Origin of the sequence: Bdellovibrio sp. HCB337 (genome assembly GCF_047302465.1) — a bacterium.
In the GTDB taxonomy this organism is placed as follows: domain Bacteria; phylum Bdellovibrionota; class Bdellovibrionia; order Bdellovibrionales; family Bdellovibrionaceae; genus JACMRP01.
On sequence record NZ_CP178621.1, the window covers coordinates 1022772 to 1042719 of the forward strand.

Here is a 19948-nt window from a genome sequence, read left to right on the forward strand (position 1 = left end):
GCCGTAAGAAGCTAAAACCAATAGCTTAGATTTCGCTGCTTTTCGTTTTTAAACGACAACCATATGTCTTTTTACAGAAAATGACTCCTGTTCTAAACCATATCTCTCTACAGAGTTCGTCATTCCAAAAAGAGTGGACGCTTAACATCGCCATGTTAGGCTGCGAGTATTATGGTGATGGAAACACAGTTCAATTTATTGTGGGTAACGCTGTCGGTATTGGTAGCCATTTTCGCCTCTTACGTAGCGCTAAATCTTGCACAGAATGTAACTCAATCAAAAGGTCGAGAGCGTGCCTTATGGCTCGGTTGTGGGGCGCTCGCGATGGGCATTGGTATTTGGAGCATGCACTTTGTCGGTATGCTTGCTTTTGAAATGCCAGGCATGGAGATGGCCTATGACATACCCCTGATGGTGTTGTCAGTTCTTGTTGCGGTTGTAGCCTCGGCTCTTGCGTTGTTTATTGTCTCTCGTCCGGTGGCGCCTTTTGGCTCGATCTTCGCGGGTGGTATCGCAATGGCGGCAGCAATTGCAGGTATGCACTATATCGGGATGGCGTCGATGCGAATGGCAGCGACGATTCAGTGGAACTTCTTTCTGATCGTACTTTCTGTGTTAATCGCACTGGTGGCGTCGTTCGGTGCATTGCTAATTCTAATTCGTCTACGCGATCAAGCCGATCATTTCAAGAAGCTACTATTAGCAAGTACTGTAATGGGTATTGCGATTTCGGGGATGCACTACACGGGTATGTTTGCCGCCACTTATATTCATACCGAGTCTTCAATTGAAAGTTCAAACTTGCTGGTATCCTCGGGACTTGCGACCACGGTAGTGGCAGCGACACTATTAATTTTGGGTCTTGCACTGGTAAGCTCCATCGGACAAAGAATGTGGCTTAAGAAAAGCCAACAAGTCGACGAGAAACTAGGAGAGAGCGAAGAAAAATTCCGCCGCTTGGTAGAGGCCGTCAAAGATTATGCGATTATAATGTTAGATACAGACGGGGCCATTACAACTTGGAACTCAGGCGCAAAACGCATTACAGGCTATACCGACAGTGAAATTATCGGGAAGCAGATATCTGCCTTTTACATTCAAAGAGATATCGACAATCAAACCGCCATGAGAGAGCTTGTCGCGGCTAGAGAAATTGGACATTTTGAAGGCGAAGGACAAAGAGTTCGCAAAGATGGATCGACCTATTGGGCAAGCGTTGTAGTGACGCCTCTATATAATTCGGCGGGAACTTTAACCGGATTTTCAAAGGTCATTCGTGACATCACTAGGGTCAAAGAAGCCGAAGCTCGTATGAAGCGCCTGAATGTAGAGCTTGAAGAAAGAGTTCGCGCTCGCACAAAAGATATTGAGGCCCGCGAAAAACAACTTCGCAGTGTTGCAGACGCAGTGCCGGTTTTAATTGCACAGTTTAATCGCGAGGAACAAGTGTTATTCGCGAACGATGCCTTTTGCGATTGGTTCCATCAAAGCCACGACAGTGTTTTAGGAAAATCATTTGCAGAACTTTTGGGCGAGGATCGCTATCACGCCAATAAACCCTACGTACAAAGAGTTTTAAGCGGCGAAACCATCAGCTATGAACGGGACTCGAGAAGTGGTAGCAGGGTTGCAAATATGGGAATTACTCTGGTGCCTGAATTCGATGCGCAGCACGGGACAATAATGGGGTTTATCGTTGTTGCCAGCAATATTACCAAATACAAAGAAATTCAAACAGAGCTTAGCCGTGCAAAAGAAGCCGCCGAAGTCGCTAATGCCACCAAAAGTGCCTTCTTAGCAAATATGAGTCACGAAATCCGCACGCCACTGGGCGCAGTTCTTGGGTTTTCAGAATTATTATTAGACGGCCAAATGACGGCGTCTGAGCGGGTGAATAGTATCGAGATCATCAAACGAAACGGGCGTCTGCTGTCGAATATCATCAATGATATTTTGGATCTATCCAAAGTCGAAGCGGGAAGACTTGATTTTGAAAAATCAGAAGTCGCCTTTACCGATATCATGAAAGAGCTGAATTCTATACTAAGTCTTGAGGCCGCAGAAAAGGGCATCGAACTAAAAGTCAGCTCTCTCGGTGGACTTCCTTCGCACATCAAAACAGATGCGCTTAGACTTCGTCAGATTCTATTTAACATTGTCGGCAATGCGATTAAGTTCACTAATCGTGGCTCGGTTCATGTCAAAGTGACATTGATCCTTGATGCGAAGGGGGCCACCAAATTAGCTTTCATTATCACAGACACTGGCGAGGGCATAAAGCCAGAACAGATTGATCGGCTCTTTAAGCCGTTTGCTCAAGCGGATGCTTCGACGACTAGAAAATTCGGTGGGACGGGGCTTGGTTTGGTGCTTTCAAAAAAACTGGCGATGGCTCTTGGTGGTGACGTGGTTTTGACTGACTCAGCTCCGGGGAAGGGTAGCACCTTCACTGTAACGATAGATCCCGGATTCTCTGAACAAGTGCTCTTTCACGATGCAGAGCCTAAGGTAATCAACACTTGGCATTCGACCCAATGGCGGTCTAAAGGCAATTTGAGCAATCTAAAAATTCTGGTGGTCGACGACAGTATCGATAATCAGATCCTCATTAAAAAGATTCTGCGTTTAGCCGGTGCCAATGTCGAAGTCGCAAGTAACGGCAAAGAGGGGGTCGAGAAAGCTCTGAACGGAGATTTCAGCGTCGTTCTAATGGATCTGCAAATGCCAGAAATGGACGGCTATGAAGCGACCCAGGTATTAAGAAACCAGGGTTATACAAAACCAATTATTGCGCTCACGGCGCATGCAATGAAGGAAGAGCGCCAGAAGTCTTTACAAAGTGGGTTTGATAACCATCTGACAAAACCGGTTGATAATGTCGAGCTCGTGAAAGCACTCGAGGACTATTCGGCTTGATGATACCTAGTCTTAAAAATGCGATCTAAGATATTGGTCACAAAACCATAGTTGTGGCGCATGCTGACTGAGTGATGAACCTGATGGAAGCTTGCCGTATTTAGATACTTAAATGGAAACTTTTCGCGAATATGTCCTGGCACGAACTCATGGCCCGAGTGCTGAATCAAAGAGAAAAACTTAATCGTCACAGAAAACAGCAAAATTGAAATAATATGAACGTCGCAGAATAAAAGAACAACGAACGGAATCACAAATAAGATCTGCTCGGTCCACTGTGCGACCGATGCCGATTGCGGAATAGGATAACGGATCGAATGATGTAAGACGTGGAAAAACTTAAAAACTTTGCGACGGTGAATATTACGATGAACTGTATAGTGATAGATTTCATTAATAATAAATAAAACCGAAGCCTCTACCAGGAAAATCCACCAAGTTTCGGCAGCCAAACCCCAGCGAACTTTCACATGAGTTTTCAAGATAGGTGCATTCGAGTTAATGATCGCAATAAACACCGTTGAGAACATGGTCTCTGAAAGAAGGGCTTGTTTGAAGGTTTTCAAGGCCTCTTCATGACCGGGTTCATGATTATAGAGTTTCTTTTTTAAGAAAATTCTTTTTCCCAACTTGCTCTGAAAGATCACGAAATAATAAAAGTAATTGCTGACGAAAGAATACGTCAGTGAAAAGGGCAGGACTTTGAGGATCAACAAAAGAATATCTATCATGGTAAATCCTCAATCCGTTTTTTGTTCTCTGAAAGCACATGCCCAAGCAAAACGGGGACACCCCACAAAGGATGCACGCAAAACTGCTTCTTTTGTTCGGGTGTCATGACTTTTTTAAGTTGAAAGTGGAAACGCAATTGCTGATACCACGGAAGTCCCGGCGCTAAATGATGAGTGTGGTGACATGGTTGCCCCCAAGGACCGCCGCCAAAAAGAAGACCTGTGAAGTTTACACCAAACTCTCTAGCACCATGAAAAGGATCATTGGGCATCAGATTGTGCTCAGTGCTTTCACGCACGCGGTCCAATATAAATGAAATCCATGCACCAAAAAAAGCAACAGCTACATACTGTAGCAACACTTCATAACTGTGATGAGTGAAGTAAGTCCAAAGCCCGATTAAGACGAGCATGCCAAAGCTTAGAGACTCTGACAAAATCTTGCTCTTAGTCCAAACTTCGCCCGTGTGCAGTTTGTAGTCGTTATAGTTCAAAGCACTCGCCAAGGGCCCCAGGCTGACGAAAAAACGTCTTGGGTGAATGAAGTTGGTAAAGGTTCCGTCTTTCTCGGTACCGATATGGACATGATGGCCATGGTGATTTTGGCGATAATAAACAGGATCGCAGTACCAAAGACGGCAGATATTCATTGCAAAGAAATTAAGTACTTTCGTCAAAGGACCGCGCTCAAGAATGATCAAGCGGTGATAAGCGCCTTCATGCAAAGTATAGCCGATGATATTGTACATCAATAGACCATGCGCAACTGTCAGCAGAAGAGTGTGCCATCCTGAGGTGTTTTCGTTCAGACCAATGTACGTAAGGCAATAAAGATCCAAAAACACCAGCGCGGCAACTAAAACCAAAGAAATACAGTTGTGCAAGTAAGGATGTTTTAAGTGCCAAGCCGAGTAAGTTTTGATCAGGTTCTTAATCTGAGCTTTTTGCTCAGGAGAATAATAGGCAAAAGAAGTCTCTGATTTGTATTTTTCGTATGCCAGGAGTTCTTCAGGATAGATTTTCATATCTGAGCTCCTAAAAGTTTTTCCTCGATCAAACGAACAGCCCCAAGAAGACCCGGAGTTTCATCAATCGCGTTTTTGATTTTATCGGCAGAGGCCTTATAGCCAGGTGTCGCTAAAACTTTTTGAACGGCGTGTTCTATTGCTAAAGGTGTCGTCTTGTTAACATCTAAAACCAAACCTGCACCATGGGACTTAATACGCGCACAAATTGCAGGCTGGTCATTGCTAAGGGGAATTGCTACCAAAGGCAGGCCTTCGCTTAAGGATTCAATCGTCGTGTTGAACCCACCGTGAGTAATACAAAGAACTGCGCGTTTTAAAAGCTCGGGCTGCGGCAAGAACTTTTCCACTAGAACATTTTCAGCAACCGTGATTTGTTCGGGCTCAATCGCGCTGTTTCCAAGCGACATCACAAGTTGATATTCAGGCAAGTTTTTAAAAGCATCGGCGACTTTTTGATATAGAGGCAGAAGGCCGTTATTCAAAGTACCAAAAGAAGCATAAACCAGAGGACGGTCATCTAGTTTGCTGTAATCAAACGGCACAGAAACCCTGCGCGGGCTTTTGTAAGGGCCTAAGAACACTTCGCTGCCAATGACTCGTGAAAATGGAAAATCAAATTCTTTATTAAACGGATAAAAATCCAAAACCGTGGAAAAAGTGTCATCGATGGTTCTGGGAACTTTGACATTCCATTTCTGAGCATGCTGCCGAGCTACCTTCAGAATCGGACTTGTCAGAAGATCCATTCCTTTAAAGGCCAAGTGGTTCAGAGCCTTCGTCGCCAAAGATTCAGAATGTGGCCACGGCACAAACGGAGGCGGATAAGAAAGGTTGGAATCGCGATTAAGTCTTACTCCGCACGTGACAGAAGCAAAGGGAACTCCGACTTTTTCTGCGATGACAGAGCCTTGAAATTGAATTTGATCAATCAAAAAGGCATCGATGCCAAGGGCTTTTGCTTTTTCGGGAATGTCTTCGCAATAGATCTCGGCAAGCAGAGTGTTGAATTTGCTGGTCCCCAGGATGACGGCTAAGCCGCTTTTTTTGGACAGCGGCTCCATGTGTTTTTGCCAAGTACCGAGTGGAAATCTTTGTTCGCCGACAACGCAGAAGTGGTGCCCACGTTTCTGAATGAATTCTTGAACGTCCTCGACGTTAAAGAATGTAACCTTGTGACCGGCGTCTTCCAAGGCGTCAGCAAAGCTGCTTAACGGAATCATATGCCCAGGGACTGGAGAGCAAATAACACCGATGTGGCCCATTAAAACCTCTCGACGAATTGGCTAACGGTGATGGCAGAGAAGAGGTTTCTTTTTTCTGCTTCGTCAACAATAGGTTTGGTGAATGGGCACATAATCAGGTTTTTAAGTTCCAAAGTTTTTTGAGCATTGATTTGCTCATAGTTCAGTTCTGTTAAGAGCTGCGCTTTTTGAGTTTTGCTGAGGCCGCCAAGAACCTGGTCGCAAGCACTGATCACAGGATAAATCCAGGCCGGGTGGCCTTCGGCAAATTTAAAGATCAGTTCTTTTAAAAGCGGCTTTTGGTCATCATAGACTTTGTTGTCCAAAAAGACATTGGCACTACCGACGTGGAAAGCTTCGTCTTTCAAAAGCGCCTCGAGATCTGCTTTGAGGGATTCGTCATTGCAGGTTTCTTTCAAAGAGCGATAGTAACTAAGTCCCAATCCCTCAAGGATATGTTGCAAGAAGGCCATCATACATTCGCGGTCGCCGTCTTGAATCGCCAAATTAATCAATTGCAGAAACGGATTTTGCTGTAAGTACTCAACCGGAGTTTCAATAGGGCAGTATTGCAAAAACGAGTGAAAGTGTCTGAGCTCGTCCGCCACAAAAGCAGAATAAAATGTTTTTTCATCCAAGCTGTCTGACAAAAGCACCATCTTAGAGTGATAGTGGATTCCCGCTTTTTCGATGGATAGGGCTTCCATAAAACGAAGATCATTAAGACCTTTAAGAATCAAAAACTTTTGCTCTTCCGTGCACGACTGAAAGAGTGTGGTTTTATCAAGACCATAAGCCTCGGCATTCCAATAAAAAGGTCTTTGCGTTTTCGTGCCCAGATCAAATTTCTTTTTTAACAAGGACTCAAGAAGCTTTGCCGATGGGCCTTTTAACTCGGACAGTTTAAAAGCCATGGTCGATTCAATATTCAACAAAGGTGATAAAAGCTGGGTCTTATTCATGGGGACACCGCCTTTTCGTTGGGATAAAGATCCGTTGCGACCTTGACGGTGGTTCCTGCTGGGATATTCACTCCTGGGGCGAGTCTAGACCACGCGCCAATAAAGCAGCCATCCCCAATGGTAATGTCATTCAGGTAAAGAAAGACTCTGTTGTTTTTGGGTTTGATTGCGTGCGAAGTCATTTGCACTGAGTGGCCAAAAATCACATGATTGCCGATTTTAAGATGAGTGCGATCCAGAATAGTAACTTCTGGAGTCCAATAAACCCATTTGCCAATCTGGCTTCCCCAAAGGCGTAACCAAAAGCTAAAAAGCCCCGGAACTAAACGCAGAATTCTTTCAAGGAATGGCAAGTGCAAATAAATCAATTGAAACTTGTAAGCTCCAAGCCACGGTGAATAGCCGCGCTCGGCAATAAACGACACGCCACTTTTTAGCGGCGCTACAAGATTCACTAAACGAAAGCACAACAAAGGCAGAACATAGGGGACTAAAATCGCAGCAATCATCCACGAAATGTCCGTGCTTTGCACGAAACGCACAAACAACGCCACGCTGAAAAGTAAAACCGCAATGGGAAATACGATCAGGGATTGCTCGAATAGATTTTTAAAATCGAATCTACCTTGTTTCATACTTAAACTTCAGTAAGAACCTGCGGATAATAGAGGTTGCGATTTTACGGATGTCAGCAGTCACCAAATAGTATCTGGCGTCTTCAGATCTCCAATCGATGGTGAAAGGTCCTTCGATGTCTTCATCAAGGACGCCGTATCGTTTGTAATGTTCTTTCAAACGCTCTTTCGAAAGGGCTAACATGCCTTTTTGCGAAGTCTCTTTAATGATCCAAGAGCCCGAGAAAAATAAAATCAGCTGAGCCACAACATGGTGATTTTTCTTCGTAGCATAACGGCTGATTTCAAAAATATCGGCATACTTGTTGGCAGCGGCCTTCAGTTCTGGAGTCAGCGCGCTGAACTCAAACGGTGCCGGAATTAAGCGCAGGCCGCCGACGATTTCGCCGGCTTTGTTTTCAGCCCAAAAGTGATAACTGCGTTCGTCGATTTTGAGTTCTGCTTCGATATTCAGTTGTTGTTGGCTTTTTAAGTAAGGAGCTAAATCTGCATAGATGCTGTCTTGAAACTCTTGAAGGCGTTTTTTCATCGACGGCGTTAACATACTGCCGTGAATAGGTCCGACATAACGGTGTTTAAAGTCCAAAAATAGAAGGACCTTGATACCGTTAAGTAAGATGCTCTCGATCCATTTAGAGCGGACCTTTTCAAAGCGGATCATGAGACAACCTCTGCGAAAGAAGTTTCGCTGCCCAGGAATTCATGATGAGGCAATTTTCCTTGAACTAACAGGCTGTAGTCTCTTGCGATACCTTCTAACAGGCGATGAGTTAGAGTCAGTGTACCCAACATCGCAGTTTTAACTGCATCCCAGTCATCTTGAGTTTTACAAACGCGAAGAATTTGTTTGTGCACGTCTTCAGAATGTTTTTGATCGATTGCTGCGTGATCGATGAAGAAAGTCATCGCAGACTTTTTAAGCTTCATATTTTGCGCGGCAATTTGCAGAGTCGGCATGATATGGTCGTAAGCGTCTTCAGCCCAGAAGCTATAGCCCAGGCGTTGGACAGGGTTGCCGGTTTGAGAGATGTAATAAACGTAAGCTACGAAAATATCGGTTTCAAGGCTTGGCTTTGGTAAAACAGAAGGGCTTTCAACAGCGAAGCCTGCGTGTTTGAGATCGTGAAAAGCCATCATTTCGTGGCCCACTTCTTCTTGAGCGTGATCCAAGCAGTATTTCATGTAATTGAAGTCATTGATTTTCGGATTTTGGCAGACCATCGCTTGGTTGATCGCATTGTGTCTGGTGTAGTGATAAGTTTGAATCAAGAGCAGGGCATATAATCTGCGGTCGCAGAGGCCATCTTGTACGAGTTTGAAAAACTCGGACTTTGCTTTAAAAGCATCCCAGGTTTCAGTACAAAGACGTTGTAGTTGTGAAAGCTGTTCGCTCATAGGCACCTCTCGGCGCGGATACTAGCAAAACACCCAATAAATGCAACGCGTTAACCCGGGAATTTCCATTTTTACATAGGGGAAATGTGCGGGAGCGTCCCGAGTTTATAAGGCCACAAGAAAGAGCCCTAAAAGCCTTGAGGAGGCCCCTGACGGGGGCCTTTTGAGGGGGGATTCCATAGTCCTTCCACAACCATCTCGTAGAAAGACAATTTGCGTCCTTGTCCCGGGGATTCGACACTTTTTCACGTTTCAACAGTCATTACATCATTTTAGAAAACCATCTGTCTGTCGAAACTTAAACGTGCCACTACTTTTTGGCGAGTGAGTTGCAATTACGAACGGCATGGAAACACAAAACGAAATTACAAATATTTTATTCGCAAGTTTATTAACAATCTTATCTGTCGGTTGCAGCAAGGGCTCAAGCACCTCGGACACAACCACTGCGGCAGCGACAAACTACTACTTGAGTAACGGGTACTGCTACTCAAGCGCTGGACAGCAAGTATCCACAAGCTATTGCAGTAGTACCACTGGATACAACCAATCCAACGGATACTGTTATTCAAGTTCGACAGGACAAGCCGTGAATAGTACCTACTGCACAAGCTCTAGCACCACGACCGGTTCGCAGTGTGTGGGCGTTTACTATTACTTAAGTGCTTACGGTTACCAGGCAGTACAGTGTAATGGGACGAATTGCCGAGGTTATACTTTGTTAAACCAATATGGGCTGCAAACGTACTGTCAGTAATTGTCACCCGCATTCTCCTTTTTACGTATGCGAACTTTGTCACTACCTGAGCACGCTTATATGCGAAGGCAAAATGTAACCACTTGCAGGTGCATTTTGCTTTCTTTATGCAGTGGGAAGTGATGGAGGTTCCCATGAAGACAGTAACTCTTCTTTTGACTCTCGTTTTGGCAGCCCACAAAGCTCAAGCAAAGATCGAAGCCGTAATAGGTGACGTGCCACTAAAGCAAAATGCGAACGTACTAGGTCTGCCAAGTACACCAACCGATGAAGTGATTATTTCGCGGAAGCAATATGTGATCTCTTATAATAAGGAACGCCGCTCGCCAAACTGGGTCGCGTGGAAAGTCGATGCTAAAAGTCTTGGTGCTGCCGATCGCACCGATAAATTCCAGCAAGATAAAGAACTGCAAGAATATCTAAGCCAAGATCCGCAAACGCCACCTGCGGTAACACCAAACGATTACAGCGGAAGTTGCTTTGATCGCGGTCATCAAGTGCCTTCAGCAGATCGCACAAATTCTACGTCCAGTAATCAGGCAACCTTTGTAATGAGCAATATGCTGCCGCAAACCCCGTACGTAAATCGTGTTCTTTGGGAAGACCTCGAACAGCATACCCGCAAACTTGTTGCTGAGGGAAATACCGTCTATGTCATAGCAGGCCCAGTCTATGATCAGAACTTTGGAGAGATCGGACCTAATAATGATATTCCCGTTCCCTCGAAGTTATTTAAGGTACTAATTGTGGAAAAAGAAAAAAAGCGTAGCTCGTTCGCGGTGATGATGCCGAATGTGCTAAAAAGTGGGGAAGAACCAACAGATAAGAAAAGTCTTTGTAATGATGTAGCTACTACTTCAGGAGCGCACGTAAAAGATTGGCGAGAGTATAAAAGCAGTGTCTCTGAGATTCAAAATGTAACCGGGATTCGACTTAAGCAGTAAACCTGTCCCAAAGCCCTGTGGCGATATAAAGGTCTACAGTAAAAAGCGTGTTTATGCTGAACTGGAACACATGGGACCAACGCGCTTACGACATCAGAGAGGTTACAGCTTGTTAGAAACCATGGTTTCTATTGGGATCATGGTGGGTTTGACCGTGATCATCTCTCCTTTTATCGTTCGCCAATTTGCAGAATTTGAAGCTGAAAAGATTTCTGTGACAAGGATTCTGTTGCAGATGCAGACCGAGCGTTATCTTTCAAATCCGAAGCTTAAAGGTTTTATTCAAACAACTTTGAATGAGAATCCAAATCTGAAAAACTGTGTGACTAAAACGGGTGGTTGTCAGAGCGTCACCGATCTAGGTTTTAATTTGTACGACAATGCGGATATGTTGCTTGCTGGCGGTCCTACCAATCCAGCACGTTTTGATGTGACAGGGGCTCCGTGTGTCGGTGGACCTCGTTGCCTTTTTCAGGTTGCTGTTACTTACACGGCAACATGTGTTCAAGGGGCGAGTACTTGTTTTGAGCCTGCAGCAGTCACGGCTTCCTATACTATTCAGCAAAATCCTGATGCTATCGCCTATAAGGGGCCGGCTATGAAGACGATTGTCAGTGCGCCGATTCCGATTCATCTTAGGCACGACACGGTTCCTCCATTTCGAGTCACTCGTTATACATCGGGTGGCAATTTAGGGGTCCATGAGTTTTGTATGATTCAGTCTTTGAACCCTCAGGCGTGTGCCCTGACCGGAAGTTATAAACAGAATTGGTATTCCAGCGGCTCTTGTGCCTCGGCGGTGTGCTTTGATTTCTTATAATGATTCTCGATTCAGAAATAACAAGGGACAAGCGTTGATCCAAGTGATCATCGCCATGGGGATTTTTGCCTTTTTGATCGTAAGCTTCATGAATGCGGTCAGCTCGCAACGTAAAGATATCAAATTCAATCAAGCGATGATTGCGCGCAATCTTTTAGAGATGCGTATGGAAAAATACTTAGGAAGTTCCGGATCTTTGACTTTCACGCGCAACTCTACTGCAAGCCTCGGTAACGTGAAGTTTGCCGGTTGCTATACGGCGGGTGCAGCTTTGTGTGAAGCGACGACGACTCCAGTTGGATTTATTTTGTACGATCCAAATGGTGTCGCTGTCAGTGGTGCCAGTGTGAATAGTCCTGTCAGATACACTTCTCGCGGGGAAATTTGTAACCCCGGCAATAACGATTGTGTTTTTGACGTGTACACAACCTTCACCGCGATTTGTCCTGGTGGAACCGCGACCTGCGCAAGTCCCATTAATTTGAGTGCAACTTTCACGATATCACAAACTCCAGGAGTTACGGCTTTTGGTGGCTTTACCTTTAAAACAGTGACTAGTGCTCCATTCCCTGTGGGGGCGCCTCCTTATTTGCTCTCATATCAGATTCGTAGTTATGCGGGTGGCTCTTCAGCGTTTAATATAGGTGTTCACGATTTCTGTGCACTTGCTCGCTACGATTACGACGGCGATGGCGCGGGATCGTGCTTGGTGAATGGAACAAAGAAGTCCCCATGGACTTTAACCATCGTAGACGAAGGCGACGCCAACCCCCTTGTCTGTGGCGCGATCTGTTTGGATTTTTACTAGAGACGCGAGCCCGTTCCGCTCAAGAATGTGCGGACAGATCAGAAAATAAGTTGTCATTTTTTCGAGCGAAATTTTTAAGATTTCCAGATTTCTTCATGGACTAGTCTCGATTTAAGTAGGCCCTGTGAGTTATCAGTTCACCCTAATGTTGCTCACAGAGGGTGGTTTATGAAGATTCTGAGCGTGTTGGGACTATTAGTTTGTGTCGGCGGCTTTGCGAACGCAGAGCCCACTGCAGCAGATAGAAAATTCTATCGCGATCTTACACATAAGCTGAGTCGGGTGGGCACGTTCAGCGTGACCATGGCGGGAACCCATCAAAAAATTCATTTCGAGTACGACCTTGCTAAACCGATTTACGCCGAACCCATCATAGCCGATGCGCGAGTTGGATTGGATCCGCGACATTTCTATCGCAATTTCTGGGACAGAATTTTTTTGACGGAGGGCTCATACCTCGACATCAATGGCCGTCGCGAGCCTTTGACATGTATCTTTATTAATGGCCAGGACAATCGCTATGCGGGGCTTTCAGATCCACGCATTCCGACGATCTTAATGCGCATCTACCTTGTCGCCAGAGACAAAACTTGTACGGGGCCGCTGAATCCCAATTACCCTCAAGATGGCACGGTCGCCGAGAACTGGGATACGTATATGTACTATGAGCTCAAACATCCCGAGACGTTGTTTCCGACGGGATCGCGGATTCGCACGAACTGGAATGATATCTTTATTGATCCCGTAGGTTGGTACTAGACGGCCCTTTGCAACGGCTCTGCAGTCGTAGCTAAGGGCAAGTCGTGCTAACTTTGGCAAGTGGTGAACTGACTAAGTTCAAGATCTTCGCACCGTTATACAAGCAAATGTCTCCGGTGAAGTCTTTCACTGTATTTACAGTAGCACCATAGATACTCATACTTCCGGCGCCGCCATCAATAAGAGCGATACTCTTTGCGATAATTTGATGTTTTCCGGCGATTCCGTCGATATAGTCGATCGATTCGGCAGAGATACAGAGTGGCCCGGCACTCGTGTAAATGTATTTGATCTTTTTAAGGACGAATAAGAACTTATCGCCGCCAGCGAACATTGTATCCAGATACTGAGTTCTTATATAGAAGTCGGTTGCTCCTTTAAGATACGGCACATTAACCGCGCTATCCACGATGACATGTTTGGAAGCGACACCATCGGCGGTAAAGTTTCGAGCGGAAGCCAGTGCATAACCACCACCTATAGAACCACTGATTGTGACGTCGTTTGTCGCTGTCAAATCCAGCGGAGCCATATTGCTTAAGAAGTTTTTGCATTCGACCGTCATTTTTGATGAAGCAAATGCCAACTGCTGTTGCGTATAAATAATCTGCGGATCCGGAATTGGAGTCGGAGTCGGCGGTGGCGTAGGCGTAGGAGGTGGTGTTGGTGGTGGCGTAGGCGTCACCGTTGGAGTCACAGACGGAGTAACACTAGGAGTAACAGTCGGAGTTACCGTCGGTGTAACAGTTGGAGTGACAGATGGAGTAACTGAAGGAGTTACAGTCGGAGTCACAGTTGGTGTTACCGCAGGCGTAACTGTTGGAGTTACAGTCGGTGTTACAGTAGGAGTCACAGCTGGAGTCGGCGTTGGTATTGGAGTCGGTGTAGGAGAAGGTGTTGGCGTCGGAGCCACTTGGCAAGAGGCACTGCCTGATCCATTAGAAACTAATATCATGCTTGCAGGGCAAGCACTTGCCAACATATTCGCAGGTGAAACGCAAATTGGATTACTAGAGGCATCTAAACCAGTATACAAAGTTCCCAAAGGACAAAGGGAAGGCATCTTACATTTGTTGTCCACACCATATGTGCCACCAGATTCTGTGCACATATCAAAGCCTTGATCCAAAAGGAAACAACGCGAGATCGTACCATTAGATGCAACTGACAGTACGACACCTCCGAGAGCTTGATCGCGAGCGGCCACTTTTCTGTCGCCGTTAAGATCCTCAGTATTGATAATCAACTCTCCATACTGAAGCATGTTTCCTGCAATACGGGCATCGTCAGCGAAGTTTAAACCTCCATTGGCGAAGGCTTTGAATTTCAGCGAGTTTACGCGGACTCCGTATTTTACGAGATTTACACCTGTGCCTACGACCGAGCCATCGGCAAGTCTATAAGCCATGTCCATGCCGTCAGCAGAGGTTGCTTCAGCGACATTAAAAGTACTTGAGCCTGATCCAATTAAACTCGACGAACACGCGGCACGCGAATCTAATGATAAACGCAAATCTTGTTGGATAGAGTTTGATTCACTACGGACTTTGAAGCGATACACTTCGTTATAGGTGGCATGAACCATGGTGCCTATTAATAGAGATACGGTAACCACCACTGGTATGGCAGTTAAAACAGAGACCAAGCTCTGTCCTCGCTGATTGCGAGCGATTCTATTGAAGGCGGTTCCACAAACGTCCATATGTCTAAATAATATTCTATTAATTTAGAAAATGAAAATTTGGTGAATTTTGCGTATCAATTTAGATGCCTCTATTGTGGTTAAATTTGCTCTGAAAATAATAGAGCGTTCGGAACTGATCGGAGTTCGAAAGATCGCTGCGTATTTGCAGCACTGTCTTGAAATCAGAATTGATATTTAGTGAGGAGATTTTATTAAGGAGACTTGCAAGTGATCGAGCCTGCACCATTCGAGACAATGTATTGTCCTGCAGGACAAATCGTGCCCACGACTTGCTCCATCGTTCGGCATATAGGAGTTTTCGGTTCTGTGTCTGTGTAGCCAAGGAATATCGCGCCATCTATACCATCACAAGGGTAGGGCATTTTGCATTTTGGATAACTTGTATCATCGTAAGTGCCGCCAACCTCAATACAAGATGTTCGTGCATCTGTGAGAGCGTAACAACCAGTGATGTTGCTGGACGCGGGGTTTACCGAAACAGTCATGGTACCAACACTTCTTTCGCGGAGTTCATTTCCTCCGGACACTTCAGTACTGACTCCCAATTTTTTTAATTTCACGACGAGTTCTCCAGAATAAAGTGTATTGCCTGGAGTTCCCGGGTCTGTGCCGATAGGATGCACGTTACGAAAGGTGAGAGCATCGATAGTGACATCGTAACTTCTTAACTCGGCACCGGCTTGAACGATGGGGCCCGAGGGTCCGCCACCCATGAGGATACGCAAAGGCACGCCGGCTTCCGTTGCTGCTTGCACGGGGTCAATATGTCGCGAGCCCGGATGAAGGTTGGCCATACATAAATTCGGATAAGCAACGATCCCTTGCATGGTCGAGAGCAAAGCTCTGGCGCCAACCATAGAGTTGAAATGGCGTGACTGGGCATTGAAGGTTCTAAAAATAGTCATCATCGCCATCGACAATGCGCCGACAATAGCAATGGCCATCAAAGCCATAATCATGCTAAAGCCACTTTGACTATTTATACGTTTCACGGATTACCTCAATGCTCCCAATACTTATCGGATTGTTTATAACAAACCACAGCCCCGCTACGAGCATCACCGAGCACTTAAAATTTGAGTCCTAAATTTATTCTGATAACAACCGCTTACATTTGCGTCCAAATCAAAAAGCCTCGAATTGAAACAAAAAAACCGCTGCACATTTGCAGCGGTTTCTAGAGACAACATCAGTGCCGAACACTCGAATCAATATTCGATCAATTATGGTTGGAGATTTTCGAGCTGAGCAAATTGATCTTTGAGGGGGCCACCATAATATCTATGGACAGGCTTCAAACGGCTCGGGCTTTATTACTTGCAAGTCTCCTTGATGCAAGATTTTATTTTTTAGCCGCGAGCAAGCAAATTTGCTCTGTCAATTCGTAGGATTTCACAAAAGAGGTAATCGGTAAAAACTCATACTTTGAATGAAAGTTCAAAGCACCGGTAAAGTAATTCGGAGTCAATATTCCCTTCGCGGAAAGGGCAGCGCCGTCGGTTCCACCACGCATGGGAATGACTTTGGGATCGACACCGATTTCTTTAAGCCCTGCAAAGATCAAATCAATAGCGCGACGATCAGCACCTATAGCACTGCTAATATTGCTATAGGTGTCCGTGATTTTCACAGATACTTGGGCTGTTGGGTATTTGGCGGCAATGGCTTGGGTCGCGGCTTCGATTTTCTTTTTTCGTGCGCCAAAACTTTGCAGATCAAAATCACGGATAGAAGCTGTAAGCTTCGCTTCTTGCTGGGTGGCGCTCATGCCATTGAACCAGATATAACCATCACGACCGGCTGTGTTTTCGGGGGTTTCAGAGCGGTCAAAGTGACTGATAAAATCCTGAGCCATCAAGATGGGATTCACTAATACACCTTTGGCAGACATTGGATGTGCTGTGACACCGGTGAACGTCATATCCGCAGTGGCCGCATTGAAGTTTTCATAAACCACTTCGCCGAGTTCGCAGCAATCAATAGTGTAGGCAAAATCCACATCAAATCTAGACAGGTCCAAAGCTTTGGCTCCGAGCAGTCCGATCTCTTCATCGGGGACGAAGGCTACGACGATATCACCATACTCTTGATCGTCGCGCAGATTTGCAAGCAAGGTCATAACAACTGTGACAGCGGCCTTGTTGTCAGCTCCTAAGACGCTGGTGCCATCACTAAAGATGATTTGCTGACCCTCGTAGGGCCGGATCTCGGGGTGTTCTGAAACGCGCAGCCAAATATTTTCTTTTTGATTGAGGCAAACATCTTCGCCGCTAAAGGTGAGTATCTGCGGATGAATGTGGGGGCTTAAGCCCACGTCGACGGTATCGATATGGGTGATAAAACCGATACGAGGGCCACCTTTTTTAGTTCCTGGTTTAACAGCAGTCACTGTGGCGTGTTGGTCAATTTTGATATCTTTTAAACCAAGGGCTTTTAGCTCTGCGGCTAATAACTCTGCAAGCTTTTGTTGGCCAGGTGTGCTCGGAAGGCTAGTGATGTTGTCATCACTTTGCGAGCTAACGGCCAGATAGCGAAAGAAACGTTCAGTCAGTTGTTTTTCTAAAGAGTTCATAATCTTCACCCTTCCGCATTCTTGCAAGAAGGGATCGATTTATCAATTTTTTAGTTAATCTTTAATTGACCAACTTATATTTCTCGAAGGTTTTGAAGTTTTCCTAAGCACTTTCTACTTTGGAAACATTTGGATTTTGAGGAAATGGTTTGTTACGCATTTTCTCCACACGCCACGCGAGGAAGAACTGTTTCATATATATTGCCCACCAAATTATATGTAGAAGTGGAAAGCCGAACCCAGTGGCCAAGAGATAAACTTTTGAAAATGACCAATAGATCATGGCGCCCATCAAAGCCCAGCTATGTCCTTTGAAGCAAAAAATAGAAAGTATGGCCATTATGACGGCATCTACATAGGCAGAGGGATCCGTTTTTCCGAAATAAGTGAAGCCTACTGTAACTAATATGCTGAAAACCAAACACATACTTGAAACTTTTCGAGCTGAATTTTTCCATTCGAGAGTTTGGTACTCTGAAATTTGCTTTGCTAAATCGGATTCATCAATCTTCCACCAGAAGTATGCGTTTGTGAATTTATTTGAGCGCGATTGTTCTTTCAATTGGCCTCCGATTAAGATTCAGGCTTTCTAGCTTCATATTAATCGGAATATGTTTATATCTACTTGAAACAGAAATTCTAAAGGCCGTTAAAAATCATTTTGATGTTCGAGATACTTTCAAGAAGCTGCAATTGTGCTAGTTAAATAGGCATTGTTTATAGTGAGACGTTCGCATTTGAAACAAAAGAATATCCTATAGAAAGTACGTGTGAGGTCCTATGTCCGTCAGCACCGCACACAGAACTGGGAACTGGCATAAAATCTAAGCCGTGTTCTCGGCTTTTTCCATAAAGAATTGCAAGTAGCGGATATGAAAAGCTCCTTCTTCTGTCGCAGAATCAACGAATTGTAATCAAATTACAAAGAAGAAGGAGTTTTCAATGAGATTTTTTTCTTGCGCCCTTTCGGTGCTCAGTGTGTTTTTCACGGGTTCAGTTTTTGCTGCGGTCTGCACAGCACCCACAGTTTATACGAGCTGCTGCGACTATGCGATTCATGATGGTGTGGCGTCCAAAGATGTGAATTATCGAGGACCACAAACCGCATTTGCCGATGCTGGTGCAGCCCAAACATGGGCTAAAGGTGTCGTGCCACAAATGCCATTTTATCTGCCCTATGATGCAAATAAAGTTTCTATCTTACGCGGATGGCTTAGCGACAATGGCAGTGGGAATTCTGCTGTAGACTCGTGGCGAGCTAGTGTCGCACCAAATACGGATGCATCTTTTGAAGTCCGCGCGGTGGCGCAGGGTAAGGTGGTGTCAAAACTGTGGGACAATTGGCATGGCAATGTGGTGGTTATTGAACATACTGCTGCCAATGGATCAAAGTATCGCAGTTTGTATTTTCATTTGCGTAATGGGTACACCCACGATCGCAAGGCTGCTAGCGCCATTGTCCCACCAGATCCAAATGGCAATGATATCACTGCCAGATATGCGCGCTTTGCAAAGGCAAACGATAGCAAACTCTATTGGGGTGAAGAATCCCATGTTATTCCTGTAAACGTTGGCGACGAGGTCAAAGCCCGACAAGTCATCGCATACTCTGGCAACACGGGTGTCGGTGGAGCTGGGGCTGGTTTAAAAAACGATGGAACACCTAGCAACGCACTTCGTGCCAATAACCATTTGCATTTCATGATGGCAGTGCCAAGTCCGACAAAGGGTGATGAGTGGGTTTTTGTCGATCCATACGGTGTCTATGGAAAAGTAAGCTCAAGTTGTTATGCGATCATGAAAGAAATCGACTATCCACGTTTCTTTGTGCCTTTCTATGCGACCTTCCACAACATCAACTGGGATCTGTACAAATTCTATTCTGACTACTATCCAAAAATGAGTTGGGGACCACAAACACTGAGTGTGTATAAAGCAGGAACAAAAATTAAGGCGGCAGGCGCATTCCATCCTAAAGCCGAAAAATCATGGGCAGCTCGCGGATATTTAACAGAAGAACAATTGAATAAGGCTTTAAAAGCCTTTGATAAAGACGATATGCGACCGCGTGAATTGCAAGTAACGACGGCGCCAGATGGTTCGCCACGCTTCACAGCGATTTGGCAAAAACATGGCGGCAACTCGTTCACCACCTTGGTGAATTTGAAAGACGATGACTTTGCGAAGAAGTTTAGAGAGTTGGTAGAGAGCAAAGGCTATCGCATCGAAGATCATGTTTCTTATTCTGTATCAGGCGAGCGTCGTCACTCGGCGATTCTTGTTAAAGACGGACAAGGTGCTCAGTATTGGCACAATATGACCCAAGATGATTACACACATAAAGTTCAATATCTGAGTGCAAATGGTTGGCGTAATACCAGCTTCAATGCCGCGGAATTACCGTGGGGGCTTCGCTATAGTGGCGTGTGGATGCAAAAACCAGGAACTTGGGCATCTTGGTTTAACCTGAATGCTGCGAATTATCAGCAGAAGTTCGATCAATACAGCACCCAGGGATTAAGACTCTGGAGAATCCAGGGCTATAACGACGGCAACTCTTTCGGCGCTATTTGGACGAACTAGTTAATTAGGTGCTAGGTCCTATTTGCGGAAGCCTTGCGGCAAGAAATAGGACCTGGCACCAAATGTATTTCCGATTATACTTCGTTTATCCA

General features: G+C 45.2%; 18 protein-coding genes. 7 read left to right on the forward strand and 11 right to left on the reverse strand.

The window, feature by feature from the left end; genetic code table 11:
- The first annotated feature begins 177 nt into the window (after window positions 1-177).
- Window positions 178-2916 (forward strand): MHYT domain-containing protein, encoded by a 2739-nt coding sequence (locus ACLWBB_RS04980; RefSeq protein WP_413290472.1) that lies wholly within the window; start codon window positions 178-180, stop codon window positions 2914-2916.
- On the opposite strand, the gene ACLWBB_RS04985 is transcribed toward ACLWBB_RS04980, so the two are convergent.
- The 7 genes from ACLWBB_RS04985 to ACLWBB_RS05015 are packed head-to-tail and all read right to left on the reverse strand — an operon-like array spanning window position 2904 to window position 8908.
- Window positions 2904-3647 carry a sterol desaturase family protein gene (locus ACLWBB_RS04985; RefSeq protein ID WP_413290473.1) on the reverse strand — a complete coding sequence of 248 codons (744 nt, stop codon included), beginning with the start codon at window positions 3645-3647 and terminating at the stop codon, window positions 2904-2906. The genes ACLWBB_RS04980 and ACLWBB_RS04985 overlap by 13 nt on opposite strands.
- Window positions 3644-4672 (reverse strand): fatty acid desaturase, encoded by a 1029-nt coding sequence (locus ACLWBB_RS04990; RefSeq protein ID WP_413290474.1) that lies wholly within the window; start codon window positions 4670-4672, stop codon window positions 3644-3646. The genes ACLWBB_RS04985 and ACLWBB_RS04990 overlap by 4 nt, the downstream gene beginning before the upstream one ends.
- The gene (locus ACLWBB_RS04995; RefSeq protein ID WP_413290475.1) at window positions 4669-5937 is read right to left on the reverse strand and encodes a glycosyltransferase; all 1269 of its coding nucleotides are present in this window, start codon (window positions 5935-5937) and stop codon (window positions 4669-4671) included. Before ACLWBB_RS04995 ends, ACLWBB_RS04990 begins: the two co-directional genes overlap by 4 nt.
- Window positions 5937-6878 carry a ferritin-like domain-containing protein gene (locus ACLWBB_RS05000; RefSeq protein WP_413290476.1) on the reverse strand — a complete coding sequence of 314 codons (942 nt, stop codon included), beginning with the start codon at window positions 6876-6878 and terminating at the stop codon, window positions 5937-5939. Before ACLWBB_RS05000 ends, ACLWBB_RS04995 begins: the two co-directional genes overlap by 1 nt.
- On the reverse strand, window positions 6875-7513 hold the full coding sequence (locus tag ACLWBB_RS05005) for an acyltransferase (protein ID WP_413290477.1): 639 nt from the start codon (window positions 7511-7513) through the stop codon (window positions 6875-6877). The genes ACLWBB_RS05000 and ACLWBB_RS05005 overlap by 4 nt, the downstream gene beginning before the upstream one ends.
- On the reverse strand, window positions 7500-8174 hold the full coding sequence (locus ACLWBB_RS05010) for a hypothetical protein (RefSeq protein ID WP_413290478.1): 675 nt from the start codon (window positions 8172-8174) through the stop codon (window positions 7500-7502). The genes ACLWBB_RS05005 and ACLWBB_RS05010 overlap by 14 nt, the downstream gene beginning before the upstream one ends.
- Window positions 8171-8908 (reverse strand): iron-containing redox enzyme family protein, encoded by a 738-nt coding sequence (locus ACLWBB_RS05015; RefSeq protein ID WP_413290479.1) that lies wholly within the window; start codon window positions 8906-8908, stop codon window positions 8171-8173. The genes ACLWBB_RS05010 and ACLWBB_RS05015 overlap by 4 nt, the downstream gene beginning before the upstream one ends.
- 346 nt (window positions 8909-9254) lie before the next feature.
- Here ACLWBB_RS05015 and ACLWBB_RS05020 point away from each other — a divergent pair, with 346 nt between their 5' ends.
- The 5 genes from ACLWBB_RS05020 (at window position 9255) to ACLWBB_RS05040 (ending at window position 12996) form a co-directional block, all read left to right on the forward strand.
- Entirely contained in the window at window positions 9255-9665 is a 411-nt protein-coding gene (locus ACLWBB_RS05020; protein ID WP_413290480.1) for a hypothetical protein, read from the forward strand.
- Window positions 9666-9799: 134 nt separating this feature from the next.
- Window positions 9800-10609, forward strand: a complete 810-nt coding sequence (locus ACLWBB_RS05025) for a DNA/RNA non-specific endonuclease (protein WP_413290481.1) — start codon at window positions 9800-9802, stop codon at window positions 10607-10609.
- 70 nt (window positions 10610-10679) lie between these two features.
- Complete coding sequence (locus tag ACLWBB_RS05030; RefSeq protein ID WP_413290482.1) at window positions 10680-11429, forward strand: type IV pilus modification PilV family protein; 750 nt, start codon at window positions 10680-10682, stop codon at window positions 11427-11429.
- On the forward strand, window positions 11416-12237 hold the full coding sequence (locus ACLWBB_RS05035) for a hypothetical protein (protein ID WP_413290483.1): 822 nt from the start codon (window positions 11416-11418) through the stop codon (window positions 12235-12237). Before ACLWBB_RS05030 ends, ACLWBB_RS05035 begins: the two co-directional genes overlap by 14 nt.
- Window positions 12238-12405: 168 nt before the next feature.
- Window positions 12406-12996: a hypothetical protein gene (locus ACLWBB_RS05040; RefSeq protein WP_413290484.1), complete on the forward strand. Its 591-nt coding sequence runs from the start codon at window positions 12406-12408 to the stop codon at window positions 12994-12996.
- 31 nt (window positions 12997-13027) lie between these two features.
- Here the strand turns inward: ACLWBB_RS05040 and ACLWBB_RS05045 are convergent, their stop codons facing one another.
- The 4 genes from ACLWBB_RS05045 to ACLWBB_RS05060 form a co-directional block, all read right to left on the reverse strand.
- Complete coding sequence (locus tag ACLWBB_RS05045; protein WP_413290485.1) at window positions 13028-14581, reverse strand: hypothetical protein; 1554 nt, start codon at window positions 14579-14581, stop codon at window positions 13028-13030.
- 311 nt (window positions 14582-14892) lie between these two features.
- Window positions 14893-15693, reverse strand: a complete 801-nt coding sequence (locus tag ACLWBB_RS05050; RefSeq protein ID WP_413290486.1) for a type II secretion system protein — start codon at window positions 15691-15693, stop codon at window positions 14893-14895.
- 350 nt (window positions 15694-16043) lie between these two features.
- Window positions 16044-17273 carry a peptidase T gene (pepT, locus tag ACLWBB_RS05055; protein ID WP_413290487.1) on the reverse strand — a complete coding sequence of 410 codons (1230 nt, stop codon included), beginning with the start codon at window positions 17271-17273 and terminating at the stop codon, window positions 16044-16046.
- 103 nt (window positions 17274-17376) lie between these two features.
- Complete coding sequence (locus tag ACLWBB_RS05060; protein WP_413290488.1) at window positions 17377-17835, reverse strand: hypothetical protein; 459 nt, start codon at window positions 17833-17835, stop codon at window positions 17377-17379.
- Window positions 17836-18215: 380 nt separating this feature from the next.
- Here ACLWBB_RS05060 and ACLWBB_RS05065 point away from each other — a divergent pair, with 380 nt between their 5' ends.
- Window positions 18216-19856: a hypothetical protein gene (locus ACLWBB_RS05065; protein ID WP_413290489.1), complete on the forward strand. Its 1641-nt coding sequence runs from the start codon at window positions 18216-18218 to the stop codon at window positions 19854-19856.
- Window positions 19857-19948: the final 92 nt, after the last annotated feature.